Here is a 13,214-nt window from a genome sequence, read left to right as displayed (position 1 = left end):
GGTTCGGCACTGCAGGAGGCGCGGTTCGCGAGCTGCAGGAGGCGCGGCTCGCGACACGCACGCGAGGCACGACTCGCGAACGATCCCGGGTCCGCCCTGAGGCCGATGACAGCACAGGGGCCGAGCGCGAGACTAGTGTCATGAGCTCAGTGGACGACGGCCGGATCGTGCGGCGCATCTTCGCCGGCCTGCTGGTCGTCGTGACCCTGCTCGGTCTGGCGATCTTCTCGCTGGGGCGCGCCTCCTTCGCGGTGCTCGACGCGGAGGGGCAGGAGGCGCCCCCGTTCACGGTCTGCTCGGTCGACTACCCGACGTGCACCGATCCACAGCCCGTGCTCGTGATCTTCGGAGCGGCGATGATGATCGCCGCCCTCGTCGCGCTGATCAGCATGATCGCCTCGCGTCGTCGCCGGCACCGTCCGGTGCGCCGAACTCGCCGCTGACCGCCAGCCGCTGACCCCCAGCCGCTGACCGCGAGCCGCTGACCGCGAGCCGCTGACCCCCAGCCGCTGACCGCGAGCCGCCGACCCCCAGCCGCCGACCGCTCGCGACTGACGCGCACACTGACCCGCGCCTCCTCGGCCCCCGCGGCCGAGCCCCCGCGCTGCTCAGGCGTCGCGGTCGGCCGCCGCCGGTGCGGACGGGCCGCGGACGGCGTCGTGCGCCGACACGTCGCGGTCGACGCCGCCGTGGCGCCGCTGCTGCGACTCCGAGTTGAGCAGCAGGTTGAGCAGCACCGCGACGAGGGCCCCGGCGCTGATGCCCGAGTCGAACACGATCGTGAACCAGGTCGGGAACTGCGCGTAGATGTCGGGGCTGACGGTCGGCAGCAGGCTGACACCCAGCGCCACGGCGACGATCAGGATGTTCGAGTTGTTGAACTTCACCTTCGACAGCGTGCGGATGCCGCTCGCGGCGACCATGCCGAACAGTGCCACGCCCGCGCCGCCGAGCACCGCCAGGGGAACCCCCTCGACGACGGCGCCGAGTGCCGGTACGAGTCCGAGCACGACGAGGATGACCCCGGCGAACGTCGCCACGTAGCGCGACCGCACGCCGGTGATGCTGACCAGGCCGACGTTCTGCGCGAACGCCGTGTACGGGAACGTGTTGAAGACGCCGCCGATCACGGTCGAGAGGCCGTCGGCGCGCAGGCCGTCGGCGAGGCGGCGCGGGGTGACGGGCTCGTCGACGATCTCGCCGACCGCGATGATGTCGCCGGTCGTCTCGGTCATGATCACGAGGCCGACGATGCACATCGACACGATGGCGCTGATCGGGAACGTGGGCAGCCCGAAGTGGAAGGGCAGTGCGAGGCCGAACCAGGCGCTCTCGCCGACGCCGCTCCAGTCGGTGAGGCCGAACGGCCACGCGACGAGGGTGCCGATCACGAGCCCCAGCAGGATGGACACCCGCTGGATCGCAGGAGGCGCGAACCGCTCGATCAGGATGATCAGCAGCAGGGTCCCCGCCGCGAACCCGATGTCGAGCGGGTCGCCGAAGTCCTCCGAGCCGGTGCCGCCGCCGACCCAGCCGGCCGCGACGTCCATCAGTGAGACGCCGATGATGAGGATGACGGTGCCGGTGACGATCGGCGGGAAGAACCGGACGAGCCGGGAGAAGAACGGTGCGAGCAGCATCATGAACAGGCCGCTCGCGATGACGGAGCCGTAGATCGCGGTGATGCCGTACTCGCCGCCGATCACGATCATCGGGCCGACGGCGGCGAAGGTGCAGCCCTGCATCAGTGGCAGCCGCACCCCGAAGCGCCAGAATCCGACCGACTGGATGATGGTCGCGATGCCGGCGACGAGCAGGTCGGCGCTGATCAGGTACGCGATGTCGCCCGGCTCGAGCTCGCCCATGCCGACGAGCGCACCACCGACGATCAGCGGAACCGCGACGGCGCCCGCGTACATCGCGAGCACGTGCTGCAGCCCGAGAGGGAACAGCCGTCGCAGCGGCGGGATCCGGTCGACGGGTCGCTTCTCGGCCTGCGCGCTCGCGGTCATGGGGCCTCCTGATCAGGGTGTGTCGGTCGCTACGACGCTAGGGCACGCGCGTTGCCCGGATGATGCCGTCATGTGTCGCCTGTGTGAAGGCGGCCGCGACGACGACCTGTGGAGAAGCCTGATTCTCATCCCCAGATCGGGGCAGGTCCGCCTCGCGGCGTGGGCATGACGATAGTGTTGGGACTCCGCCGACAGTCGTCGAGCGATGTCCCAGCCGTTCTGATCGAGACTGAGAAGCATGCACCGCCTCACCACGCGCCCCGACCTCTCCGGGTCGACTCGCGCCTCCCGGGGCCGACGTGCCGTCACGACCGCGATCGCCGTCGTCGGGCTCAGCGTCGCCTCGCTCCTCGCCGTCCCCGCTCAGGCCCATGCCGCCGCCCCCACCTGGGCTCAGATCGAAGAGGCCCGCAGCTCCGAGACGGCCAAGAAAGACGCCATCGCCGACGTCGAGGCCGCACTCGAGGCAGCCACGAACCGTGCCGCCGACGCCCAGAAGGCCGCCGACGCCGCCGGTGAGGTGCTCGTCGACGCGCAGGCGGCCGCCGACGAGGCCAACGCGACCTACGCCGCCATCCAGAAGAAGGCCGACGAGGCCCGCGAGCAGTCCGCCTCGTCCGAGATCGTCGTCGGTCAGGCCGCCGCGATGCTCGCCCGCCCGACCAGCACCGGCACCCTCAGCGACCTGCTGTCGTCCGGCGCCGGCGCCGAAGACACCCTCCGTGGCCTCAGCATGTCGAGCAAGGTCGGCGAGAATCTCGACGCGCTGCGCGATCGCGCCATCGCCGCCGACAACCTCGCAACCTCGCTCGCCGACCAGGCCAAGGTCGCCCTCGACGAGCGCGACCGCCTGACCGACGAGGCCGACGCCGCCCTCGACGAGGCCGTCACCGCCAACGAGGCCGCCAAGGCCGATGCGTCGAAGATCGACACCGAGAAGGCCACGCTGGCCGCCCAGCTCGTCGTGCTGCAAGACGACCGCATCTCGATGGAGCAGGCCTTCGCCCAGGCGCAGGCCGCCGAGGCGGCGGCCGCCCAGGCGAAGCTCCAGGCCGGCGCCGCGGGCACCGGCCCGATCAGCGTCGGTGCGGGCTCCGGCCCCGGCACCACGCAGCCCGACCCCGGCACCGGCTGGGTCGCCGCGATCCGCTCGTTCGGCTCGTACCAGGCGTACGGCTACCGCGTGCACCCGATCACGGGCGAGTACAAGCTGCACGCCGGTGCCGACTTCGGCGCCTCGTGCGGCACGCCGATCTACTCGATCGCCGCCGGCACCGTCTCGTACGCGGGCCCCGCCGGCGGGTACGGCAACCTCGTGATCATCGATCACGGCAACGGCATCAGCAGCGCTTACGGGCACATGGAGTCGTCGGGCATCTTCGTGTCGCAGGGTCAGACCGTGACCCCCGGTCAGAACATCGCGGGCGTCGGCACGGCCGGCGGCTCGACGGGCTGCCACCTGCACCTCGAGGTCCGTCAGAACGGGCTCGCCACCGACCCCGTCGCCTACCTCGCCACGCAGGGCGTCCGCTAGGCGGAAGCGCTCTCGGGTCTGATGCGCGCCTCCTCGGAGGCCGCCTCCGTCACCCGGGCCTCCGCCAGCAGCTCGTCGACCACGACGCGCACCGCCGGCCGCACGGCCCGATCCGGCCGCATCAGCGCCTCGATGTGCCGCCCGGCGCGCACCTCCTCGAGCGTCGCCAGATGGAACCGCCCCCGCGCGCGCCCCGCCGATGTGTGCCGCGGCACGAGCGCGATCCCGTGCCCCGCGGCCACCATGTTCTCGAGCAGCGGCAGGTGCAGGCTGCGGTGCACCACATCCGGCGTCACGCCCGCCCGCAGCGCCATCGCCGTCAGCACGCGGTCGATCGGGAACCCGACCGGAACGCCGATCCACGGTTCGCCGATCACGTCGCCGAGCGTCACGCGCTCACGCCCCGCCAGCGGGTGATCGAGCGGCATCGCGACCTCGAGCGGCTCGCGCAGCAGCGCCACGACCGCCAGGCGCGACCGGTCAGGAGGCGCGACCCCGTCCGACCGGTGCCCCACCACCACGTCGAAGTCCGCGGTCAGCCGGGCGAACTCGTCTTCGCTCACGTCGCGGTCGTCGATCTCGACCTCGATGCCGGCGTGGGCCCGCATCCGCGTCACGAACCCGGGCAGCAGCAGCTCGGCCGCCGACGGGAACACCGCGAGCCGCACGACGCCCGTCGCGCCGGTCCGCACCGCCTCGAGCGTCGCCTCCGCCTCGGCCACCGCCGTCGACACCGCCAAGGAGGCGCGCGCGAGCGCCTGCCCCGCCTCCGTCAGTCGCACCCCGCGTCCGACCCGCTGCACCAGCTCGACGCCGAGCTGGCGCTGCAGGGTCTTGAGCTGCTGCGACACGGCACTCGGCGAGCGGTGGGTCGCCGCCGCGACGGCCGTGACGCTGCCGCGTTCGTCGAGTTCGCGGAGGAGTTCGAGATGCTGCACGTCCATGAAGGGAGGCTACAAGGACACCGCGGAGATGCGCGCTGGTCCTGCAACGAGGCATCCGCCAGCATGGAGCCATGAGCCCCCGCGACCGCCTCCTCGCCCTCGTCGTCGCGGTCTGCTGGGGTGTGAACTTCCCGATGACGGCGCTGGCGCTCGAGCACTTCCCGCCGTTCCTCCTCGTCGCGGTGCGCTTCGCTCTGCTGGCGGTGCCGACCCTGCTGCTGGTGCCGCGTCCGGCGATCCCGTGGCCGCGCCTCCTGATGGTCGGGTTCGCCCTCGGCATCTTGCAGTTCGGGTTCCTGTACCTCGGGATGGAGGCCGGCATGCCGTCGGGCCTCGCGTCGCTCGTGCTGCAGGCGTCGGCGCCGTTCACCGTGGTGATCGCCGGCATCTGGCTGCGCGAGCGCATCACGCGACGCCAGGCGATCGGCATCGGCGTGGCGGTGCTGGCGCTGGCCGTGATCGCGGTGCACCGGTCTCAGGTCGCGGCGCTGCTGCCCGTCGTGCTGTGTCTCTGCGCGGCGCTCGGCTGGGCGCTCGGCAACGTGGCGGTGCGGCGGGCCGCCGCTCCGAACCCGCTGCATCTGACGCTGTGGATGTCGGTCGTGCCGCCGATCCCGATGCTGGCGCTGTCGTTCGTCGTCGAGGGCCCGGAACGGATCGGCCAGACGTTCGCGACGCTGTTCACCCTCGACGCGCTGCCGTCGATCGTGGGGCTGCTCTACGTGGTGCTCGTCGCGACGGTGCTCGGTTACGGGCTGTGGACGCGCCTCCTCGCCACGTATCCGTCGAGCACAGTCGCGCCGTTCTCGATGCTCGTCCCGGTGATCGGCGTGCTGGCGTCATGGCTCGCCTTCGACGAGGTGCCCGACGTGGTCGAGCTCGTGGCGGGCGTGGTCGTGGTCGGCGGGGTGCTGTACGCGAGCCGCGTGGTGCGAACCGTGCCCGAGCGGGGTGCTCGGTCTGCGGCGGACTCGGAGGCTCCTGCAGGAGGCGCGGCGGAGGTCGGCACCGCGGGTGTCGTCCCGCAGGGCGGTGCCGGCACCGGTGCCGCTACCGGAGCTGCGGCCGGGGCGGCGCCCGAGGCAGGGGTGCGCCGCTAGCCCTCGCCGGAGGGACGTGGCGCGTCGGGCGCGCGTCGCAGCCGCTCGTAGCGCACGAGGCTGCGGACGGCGAAGACGCTGGTGGCGACGGCTCCGACGGCGGCCGCCCAGGGTGGGACGGTGAAGCCGGGGGAATCGGCGGCCAGGGCGGCGGCACCGACGGCGAGCCCGGCGGTGATCGCTCCGAGTGTGATGCGGCGACGGGGGTGTCGGCGGTGCGGGTCGACCAGGCGGACCGTGATGAGGGCGACGGTGACGGCGAGGAGGGCGACGAGCGCGCCGACGAAGCCGGCGACGGGTGCGGCGAACAGGTACGACGACGTCGACACCCCGGCGGGTGCCCCGATCGACGACACGATCGCGATGATGACGACCACGGCGATGCCGAGCAGCGTGCCGCTCGCCATGGCCCGGACGACGAGGCCGAACACGAGACCCGCGTCGGGGCCGGTCGTGCCGGAGGAGTCGCTCACCCGGACAGGCTAGCCCTGCCCCGCGTGACCGGTGTGACCCGCCGGCCTGAACGGCTCCGGGCGCAGAGTCGATCAGGCCGACAGGTCGCCCCCGCTCCCCTGCTGTTCCTCTGGTCGCAGTTTAGAGACCGGCCGCACGAATGTGCAGCCCCCGCAAAGGGGGATGACCTCGCCGCACAGCCGCGCCCCCGTCACCGCCGTGCGGGCGTCCGCGTCTCGAGCACCCGCTCGACGGTCCGCGTCGCCGCCGCGATGCCCTCGACGTCGACCTGGGCCAGCACCTCGCCGTAGTCGTGCGGCACCGTCAGCTGCCGCTGCCATGCGGCCTGGTACAGCGCCTCCAGATACCCCGACGACTCCCGGCAGGCCGCGTCGGCCGTCGCCAGGCGGATCTCGTCGCTGCTGATCGGCGACGACGGGTCGTCCGACCCGAACTCGGCCGCCATGTCGATCGTCGGCATCCCCGCGGGCGAGCGCGGCAGGGTCTCGGCCAGCGCCTCCGTCGCGAACGGCCCCACGTCGAAGACGTCGGCGTCGATCAGGCAGCTCCGCCACTCGTCGGCGGTGTCGAGCACGCGGTCGTCGCGCCGCGCCTCCGAGAACGCGGCGTCGCCGAGCCGGATGGCGATCGACGACGTCAGGTCGTCCTGTGCCAGCTCGGGGTGCTCCGTCAGCACCTGGTCGCCGCACCTCATCCGGGCGTCGAACACGGGATCGGCGAACACCGTCGTCGAGTAGGTGCGCCAGGCCGTCGCCCCCGGGTCGTCGGTCGGCGCCACGTGGTAGCCGCGCGCCCGGGCGTCGGTCAGATCGAACGCCCGCACCGGCTGCGATTCGAGGGCGTTCGTCGCGGCGTCGACGTCCCGCCACGGGACCTCGACCCCCTCGAATCCCGCCGCCTGCAGGCACGGCTCGATCAGCAGCTCCTCGGCGTAGGTCAGCCTCGTCGTGCTCGGGCCGATGTAGGCGTCGAGCGGCATCAGCCACTCCGTGCGGTCCTGCTCGGGCGGGCTTGGCAGCGTGTAGGCCGCATTGGCGGGGATGCCGACCGCGATCACCCCGGCGACGACGACCCCGACGGCGACCGCGGTGATCCGCTTGGCGAGCTGCTCTCGGCTGCTCACCCGCGCCTCCGGTCGGGCCCGGACACCACGCCGTTCTCGTATGCGAAGACGACGATCTGCACCCGGTTGCGCATCCCCAGCTTCTGCAGCACCGAGCGCACGTGACTCTTCACCGTCGCCTCGCTGAGGTACGCCTCGGTCGCGATCTCGGTGTTGCTCAGGCCCTTCGCGACGAGCGTGAACATCTCGCGCTCGCGGGGCGACAGGGGCGCGAGCGGGTCGACCCGGGGTGGCGCGGTCGGCGGCACGGCGAACTCGTGCACGACGTCGAGGGCGGCCCCCGCGGTCGGCACCGGGTCGCCCGCGAACGCCGCGCGGATCGTCGTGATGACGTCGTCGGGCGTCGCGTCCTTCGTGAGGAACGCGTACGCCCCGGCCTTCAGCGCCCCGAACACCGCTTCGTCCCGCTGGATCGTCGTCAGCGCCACGACCCGCGGCAGATCGTCGGGCGACACCCCCTCGAGGATGCGCGCCGTCGCCTCGAGCCCGTTCATCACCGGCATGCGGAGATCCATCAGCACGACGTCGGGCGACTCACGGGCGACGAGCTCGAGCGCCTCGCGCCCGTCGACGGCCGTGCCGACGCAGGCGAGGTCGGGCTGCGCCTCGATCAGCATCCGCAGACCCGAGGCGAAGAGCGGCTGGTCGTCGACGACGGCGACGCGGATGGCGCGGGCCGGCTCGGTGAGGTCAGGCATGAGGGTCTCTCTCGTGAGGAGCAGGCGGGGCAGTGGAGGGCGTGGGCGCAGCCGCAGGCGCGTGCCCAGCAGGAGAAGGGGCGGGGCCCGACGAACCCGCACCCGTCCCGTCGAGCAGCGTGCGCGGGTAGTTGCCCGTCGAGGCGCCGGAGGTGCGGGCCGAGTCGGGTCGACGTCTGGTCGGCACGAAGACGGTCACCTCGAACCCGGTGCCGTCGCTCGACGGCTGCGCGGTTAGCCACCCGCCGGCCAGGCGCGCCCGCTCGACCATGCCGCGCACCCCGGCGCCGCGGTCGACCCCGGTGCGTGCGGCCACGAGCGGAGCGCCGCGACCCCGCGAGGTCACCAGCAGCGACAGGCCGGGCCCCCGCCAGTCCATGGCGATCACGACCTTGCTCGTCGTGCCGGCGTGCTTGAGGGCGTTCGTCAGGCTCTCCTGCACGATGCGGTAGACGGCGAGCTGCTGCGACGGCGCCAGCTCGCCGGGCTCGCCCTCCTCGGTGACGCCGATGTCCATGCCGACCTCGCGCATCGCCGAGACGAGCCCCTCGATGTCGGCGAGGGTCTCGCGGGGCGCCGTGACGTCGTCGTCCTGCGTGATCCGCTCGACGAGGCGCCGCACGTCGAGCAGGGCCGTGCGACCCACCTCGGCGATGTTCTGCAGCGACTCGGCCGTCACCTCGGGTCGGGTGTGCTGCAACGCGATCGCCCCCTGCGCCTGCGAGACGACGACCGCCAGCGAGTGCGCCAGCGCGTCGTGCACGTCGCGCGAGATGCGGGCGCGCTCCTGAGCGATGCGGAGCTCGAAGTCGGTCGCCTCGAACCGGGTCTCGGTGGCCTCGAGCGCCTGACGGATGACCAGCACGCGCCGGATGCTCGCGAACGCCACGCCGATCGCCCACGCCCCGGCGAAGACGCCGAAGAGCGCCGCCGTCAGCAGCGAGAACTCGAGACGGAGCCCGCCGGCGGCGCCCGTGCCGACCCAGCTGCTCCAGACGTAGGGGCGCGTGATGGTGGGCACGGCGAGCAGCCAGGCGCCGAGCGCGGCGACGCCGGCCGCGATCAGCAGGGCCGCGAGGCGCAGCCACGGCGAGGGGCGCACGGCGACGAAGAACATCACCAGGGCGATGGCCACGTAGGCGCCCCAGGTGTCTTCTCGCGGGGCCTCGACGACGCCGAACAGCTGCAGCACGGGCACGACGACGACCAGCACGAGGGCCGTGACGGGCATCCAGTACGCCAGCCCGATCGCCATCGCGAACAGACCGAAGACGACGGCGTTGTCGGCGACGCCGCCGTTGCCCCAGGTGCTCGCCACCCAGAACGCGAAGTAGACGACCGCGGCGACCGGCGCGGCGATGTGCCGCTGCCACCGCCGTACGTTCGTCATGCCGTCACGTTAGGGGAGGGTCGGGGTGCACCGCGCCTCCTCGGGGCCGTTTTCAACCCGGGGGCGCACGACGGGGGTCTGTGGAGGAGACGACGAGGGCGCACCCGCCGAAGCGGATGCGCCCTCGAGAGCAGTGATGCGGCTGCGGGGTACCGGATCAGAAGCCGGTCAGCAGGCCCTGCGTCTTGGTGGTCGCGGCGGCGTAGCGGGCGGCGACGTTGTCCCAGTTGACGATGTTCCAGAAGGCCTTGACGTAGTCGGCGCGGACGTTCTGGTAGTCGAGGTAGTAGGCGTGCTCCCACACGTCGAGCATCAGCAGCGGCACGAGGCCGAACGGCACGTTGCCCTGCTGGTCGAAGAGCTGGAAGACGCTGAGCTTCTCGCCGAGCACGTCGTACGCGAGCACCGACCAGCCGGAGCCCTGCACGCCGAGAGCGGTCGCGGTGAAGTGCGCCTTGAACTTCTCGAGGTCGCCGAACTCGGAGCCGATGGCCTCGAGCAGGTCGCCGGTGGGCTCGCCGGTCTCGGGGGTCAGGTTCGTCCAGAAGATCGAGTGGTTGACGTGGCCGCCGAGGTTGAAGGCCAGGTCCTTCTCGAGCTTGTTGACGTTGGCGAGGTTGCCGGTCTCACGGGCCTCGGCGAGGGCGGCGTTGGCCGTGTTCGCACCGGTCACGTACGTGTTGTGGTGCTTGGAGTGGTGCAGCTCCATGATCTTCGCGCTGATGTGCGGCGCGAGCGCTGCATAGTCGTAAGGGAGATCGGGAAGGGTGTACTCAGCCATGTGGGGTCCTTTCGAGTTGACCTCCGTCCACCGTACGACCTCCACCCATGTCGGGGTCAACGTTCTCCCAGCGTGATCGCAGATACGGCGACGCCGTGGTGGTGCGAAGCTGGGGGCGACGAGAGACCGAACACCAGCACCCAGGAGGCGCACCATGGCCGGATTCACCGGGCTCGGCAGGCGGCGCGCAGCCGACCCGCGCCTCCCACCGGGGCAGTACCTCGAGAACGGGTTCCCCGTGCTGTCGGCCGGGCCGACGCCGAACATCAAGCGGTGGGAGCTCCAGATCGCGACGGAGACGGCGCAGCGCTCGCTCAGCTGGGCCGACTTCCAGGCGCTGCCGCACGAGGACATCGAGACCGACATCCATTGCGTCACGAGCTGGAGCAAGCTCGGCACCCACTGGCGCGGCGTCTCGATCGACACGCTCTTCGACGGGCTCGACACGCAGCACGAGTTCGCGATGGCCACCAGTCACGGCGGCTACACGACCAACCTGCCGCTCACCGAGCTGCTGGGCGGCAAGGCGTGGGTGGTCGACACCTACGAGGGGCAGCCGCTGCGCGCCGAGCACGGCGGGCCCGCGCGCCTCTTCGTGCCCGGGCTGTACTTCTGGAAGAGCGCCAAGTGGCTGCAGGGCCTCCAGACCATGGCCACCGACCGTCGCGGCTTCTGGGAGAGCATGGGCTACCACCCCCACGGCGACCCCTGGAAGGAGGAGCGCTACGCGTGAGCCCCGTCGGTGACTCGTTCGACTGGCTGCCCGGCACGATCGTCGCAGCGTCCCCGCAGACCGGGCGGGCGCGGTCGCTGACGATCGCGGTGCCGGGTCTGCGGCCGGCTCGAGCCGGGCAGCACGCGGACCTGCGGCTCACCGCCGACGACGGGTACACGGCCGTGCGCTCGTACTCGCTGTCGGATGTGCGCGGCTCCCGACGACCCGAAGGAGGCGCGGGTCGCCTCGCCGAGACGGGTGCGGATCCCGCGAGCCCAGGAGGCGCGGATCGCCTCGCCGATTCGAGCCCGGTTCCCGCCGGCCCGGGAGGCGCGGGTCGTGCCCCGCAGATCGAGGTCACGGTCGAGCGGATGGACGACGGCGAGGTGTCGCCCTACCTCGTCGACGCCGCCGAGCCCGGCGACCCGATCGAGGTCCGTGGCCCGATCGGCGGCTGGTTCGTCTGGCCGCCGACCGAGTTCGAGCCCGGCTCCGCCGTGCACGCCGTGCTGCCCGAGCCGGAGGGGGCGACGCCGGTGCGCGAGGCGCCCGTGCAGCTGATCGGCGGCGGGTCGGGCCTCGCTCCGCTCATGGCGATGGTGCGCTCGCGGAGCCGCGACGCGCCTCCGTTCCGTCTGCTCGCCTCGGTGCGCGGCCCGCAGTCGCGCTGGTTCGCGGGGGAGCTCGACGAGGCCGTGCGCGCCTCCTCGGGGGCTGGTGCCGGTGCCGGTGCCGGTGCTGGTGCTGGGGCTGGCGCGGGGGCGGGTGCCGGCTGGGCGGGGTTGCGGGTCGACTGGGTCTTCACGCGCGAGGTGCCGGAGGGGGAGGCGCGGCCGGCCGGCCGGCTGACCCGCGACGAGCTCGAGTCGCTCGTGCTGCCCGCCGTCGAGCACCCGCTCGTCTACGTCTGCGGGGCGAACTCGTTCGTCGAGACCGTCGCGGGGTGGCTGGTCGAGCTCGGGCACGCGCCGACCCGCGTGCGCACGGAGCGCTTCGGCGGCGTGTGACGGGGTGGGCTGCGTCGGTTGTGCACAGGTCTGCACTCGAGGTGCATAACGCCCAGTATGTCGCGTGTAGCATTCCGGTCAGCGCGTCCGTCGGATGCGCCTGACACAAGGAGCACCATGTCCACTGCCAGAACCTGCCTCGCGACGATCGGCACCGCCGGCGTCGTCCTCGCCTCCCTCGTCGCCGGGCCCGCGTTCGCCGCGAGTCCCGACGCCTCGGCTTCGTCGACCGCGTCGGCGACGATCGCCTCGACCATCGGCGACGGCACGGCTGAGCGGCCCGCCATCACCCTCCTCGGCGTCAGCGACGGCGCCGTCGAGGTCTCCGTGCAGGGCGCGCCCCACGCTCTGGTCGTCTTCACGGACGAGCGCGGCGTCGAGACCCGCACCCTGCTCGACGGCTCGGGCCGCAACACGGTCTCGATCCGCGTGGCGAACGACCGCGAGAACGTGTTCACCGTCCGCTCCGTCGTCGACGGCGTCCCCTACCTCTCCGAGTGGCGCGTCGACCCGCGCCAGGGTGTCGACCCCGGCACGCCGGTCGACCCCGAGGTGCCGGTCGACCCTGAGGTGCCGGTCGACCCTGAGACGCCCGTCGACCCGGAGACGCCGGAGGAGCCCGGCGTCCCCGGTGACTTCCGCGTCTCCTACAGCGTCGGCGCCGTGATCGAGGGCTACGCCACGGTCACCCTCGCCGGCCCTGCGGGCCAGATCTGGAGCGTCGTCGACGCCTCCGGCGACTCGTACGGCCTCGACGCCTTCGGCACCGACGGCGTCGGCCGTGTGTCGCTCCCGGCCCCGGCCGGAGAGAAGACGGCCTTCACCCTCGAGCTGCGCGAGGGCTACAGCACGGTCGTCGAGAGCCAGCCCCTCGTCATCGACCGCACCGACGAGGGCGAGACCCCCGGCGAGCCCGGTGACCCCGGTGAGCCCGGTGAGCCCGGTGAGCCCGGTGAGCCCGGTGACCCCGGTGAGCCCGGTGAGCCCGGCGACCCCAGTGAGCCCGGCACGCCGGCTCCGGGCACGGTCGTCGTCGGCGACATCGCGGACGGCCGCGCCGCGGTGACCATCCACGGTTCGCTCTTCGCGAGCTTCATGATCACGGATGCGCAGGGTCGGTTCGTCACCGGCAGCTGGCTGAACGGCGAGTCGGTCACTCTCGACCTCGCGGCACCCGCCGGTGCGGTGACGACGTACACGCTGCACATCGCCGATCTGCCCGCGCCGGTGCAGTTCTCGATCGACGCCCGCTAGTCGATCCCGCTCCACCCTCCCTTCGACCAGCAGAGGCCCTCGTGCGTGCACGAGGGCCTCTGCTCGTCTCTCCGCCCTCGAGAGTCGCGCCACACCCCGAATACCGCGCCACACCCCGATCTCTCAGGGTGTGGCGCGGCTTTCGGGGTGTGACGCAGCGCCACACCCTGAGAGATCGGGGT

The 13,214-nt window shown here is 72.4% G+C and carries 13 protein-coding genes; 6 read left to right on the top strand and 7 right to left on the bottom strand.

What is annotated here, in order from left to right:
* The first annotated feature begins 140 nt into the window (after positions 1-140).
* The gene (locus ACZ6JE_RS14600) at positions 141-443 is read left to right on the top strand and encodes a hypothetical protein (RefSeq protein WP_243215577.1); all 303 of its coding nucleotides are present in this window, start codon (positions 141-143) and stop codon (positions 441-443) included.
* A gap of 165 nt (positions 444-608) precedes the next feature.
* Here the strand turns inward: ACZ6JE_RS14600 and ACZ6JE_RS14595 are convergent, their stop codons facing one another.
* The gene (locus ACZ6JE_RS14595; RefSeq protein ID WP_192061678.1) at positions 609-2,012 is read right to left on the bottom strand and encodes a nucleobase:cation symporter-2 family protein; all 1,404 of its coding nucleotides are present in this window, start codon (positions 2,010-2,012) and stop codon (positions 609-611) included.
* Positions 2,013-2,250: 238 nt separating this feature from the next.
* Here ACZ6JE_RS14595 and ACZ6JE_RS14590 point away from each other — a divergent pair, with 238 nt between their 5' ends.
* The gene (locus ACZ6JE_RS14590) at positions 2,251-3,546 is read left to right on the top strand and encodes a peptidoglycan DD-metalloendopeptidase family protein (RefSeq protein ID WP_464319408.1); all 1,296 of its coding nucleotides are present in this window, start codon (positions 2,251-2,253) and stop codon (positions 3,544-3,546) included.
* Here ACZ6JE_RS14590 and ACZ6JE_RS14585 read toward each other — a convergent pair.
* Entirely contained in the window at positions 3,543-4,490 is a 948-nt protein-coding gene (locus tag ACZ6JE_RS14585) for a LysR family transcriptional regulator (RefSeq protein ID WP_464319407.1), read from the bottom strand. The two genes, ACZ6JE_RS14590 and ACZ6JE_RS14585, sit on opposite strands and share 4 nt — an antisense overlap.
* A 71-nt stretch (positions 4,491-4,561) precedes the next feature.
* Here ACZ6JE_RS14585 and ACZ6JE_RS14580 point away from each other — a divergent pair, with 71 nt between their 5' ends.
* Positions 4,562-5,590, top strand: coding sequence for an EamA family transporter (locus ACZ6JE_RS14580; protein ID WP_464319406.1), 1,029 nt, complete (start codon positions 4,562-4,564; stop codon positions 5,588-5,590).
* On the opposite strand, the gene ACZ6JE_RS14575 is transcribed toward ACZ6JE_RS14580, so the two are convergent.
* The 5 genes from ACZ6JE_RS14575 to ACZ6JE_RS14555 form a co-directional block, all read right to left on the bottom strand.
* Positions 5,587-6,063, bottom strand: coding sequence for a hypothetical protein (locus ACZ6JE_RS14575; RefSeq protein ID WP_464319405.1), 477 nt, complete (start codon positions 6,061-6,063; stop codon positions 5,587-5,589). The two genes, ACZ6JE_RS14580 and ACZ6JE_RS14575, sit on opposite strands and share 4 nt — an antisense overlap.
* A 191-nt stretch (positions 6,064-6,254) precedes the next feature.
* Positions 6,255-7,187, bottom strand: a complete 933-nt coding sequence (locus ACZ6JE_RS14570; protein WP_464319404.1) for a hypothetical protein — start codon at positions 7,185-7,187, stop codon at positions 6,255-6,257.
* Positions 7,184-7,885, bottom strand: coding sequence for a response regulator (locus tag ACZ6JE_RS14565; protein ID WP_464319403.1), 702 nt, complete (start codon positions 7,883-7,885; stop codon positions 7,184-7,186). The genes ACZ6JE_RS14570 and ACZ6JE_RS14565 overlap by 4 nt, the downstream gene beginning before the upstream one ends.
* The gene (locus tag ACZ6JE_RS14560; RefSeq protein ID WP_464319402.1) at positions 7,878-9,275 is read right to left on the bottom strand and encodes a sensor histidine kinase; all 1,398 of its coding nucleotides are present in this window, start codon (positions 9,273-9,275) and stop codon (positions 7,878-7,880) included. The genes ACZ6JE_RS14565 and ACZ6JE_RS14560 overlap by 8 nt, the downstream gene beginning before the upstream one ends.
* Positions 9,276-9,432: 157 nt before the next feature.
* Positions 9,433-10,056, bottom strand: coding sequence for a superoxide dismutase (locus ACZ6JE_RS14555; protein WP_243215559.1), 624 nt, complete (start codon positions 10,054-10,056; stop codon positions 9,433-9,435).
* A 154-nt stretch (positions 10,057-10,210) separates the two neighbouring features.
* On the opposite strand from ACZ6JE_RS14555, the gene ACZ6JE_RS14550 reads away from it, so the two are divergent.
* The 3 genes from ACZ6JE_RS14550 (at position 10,211) to ACZ6JE_RS14540 (ending at position 13,032) form a co-directional block, all read left to right on the top strand.
* Positions 10,211-10,789 (top strand): molybdopterin-dependent oxidoreductase, encoded by a 579-nt coding sequence (locus tag ACZ6JE_RS14550; protein ID WP_464319401.1) that lies wholly within the window; start codon positions 10,211-10,213, stop codon positions 10,787-10,789.
* Positions 10,786-11,778 carry a ferredoxin reductase domain-containing protein gene (locus ACZ6JE_RS14545; protein WP_464319400.1) on the top strand — a complete coding sequence of 331 codons (993 nt, stop codon included), beginning with the start codon at positions 10,786-10,788 and terminating at the stop codon, positions 11,776-11,778. The genes ACZ6JE_RS14550 and ACZ6JE_RS14545 overlap by 4 nt, the downstream gene beginning before the upstream one ends.
* Before the next feature lie 117 nt (positions 11,779-11,895).
* Positions 11,896-13,032, top strand: a complete 1,137-nt coding sequence (locus ACZ6JE_RS14540; protein ID WP_464319399.1) for a hypothetical protein — start codon at positions 11,896-11,898, stop codon at positions 13,030-13,032.
* Positions 13,033-13,214: the final 182 nt, after the last annotated feature.

The organism is Frigoribacterium sp. AC759 (assembly GCF_979256015.1).
The sequence above is the reverse complement of the archived record's forward strand: the minus strand, read 5'-3'. Positions and strand labels throughout refer to the sequence as shown.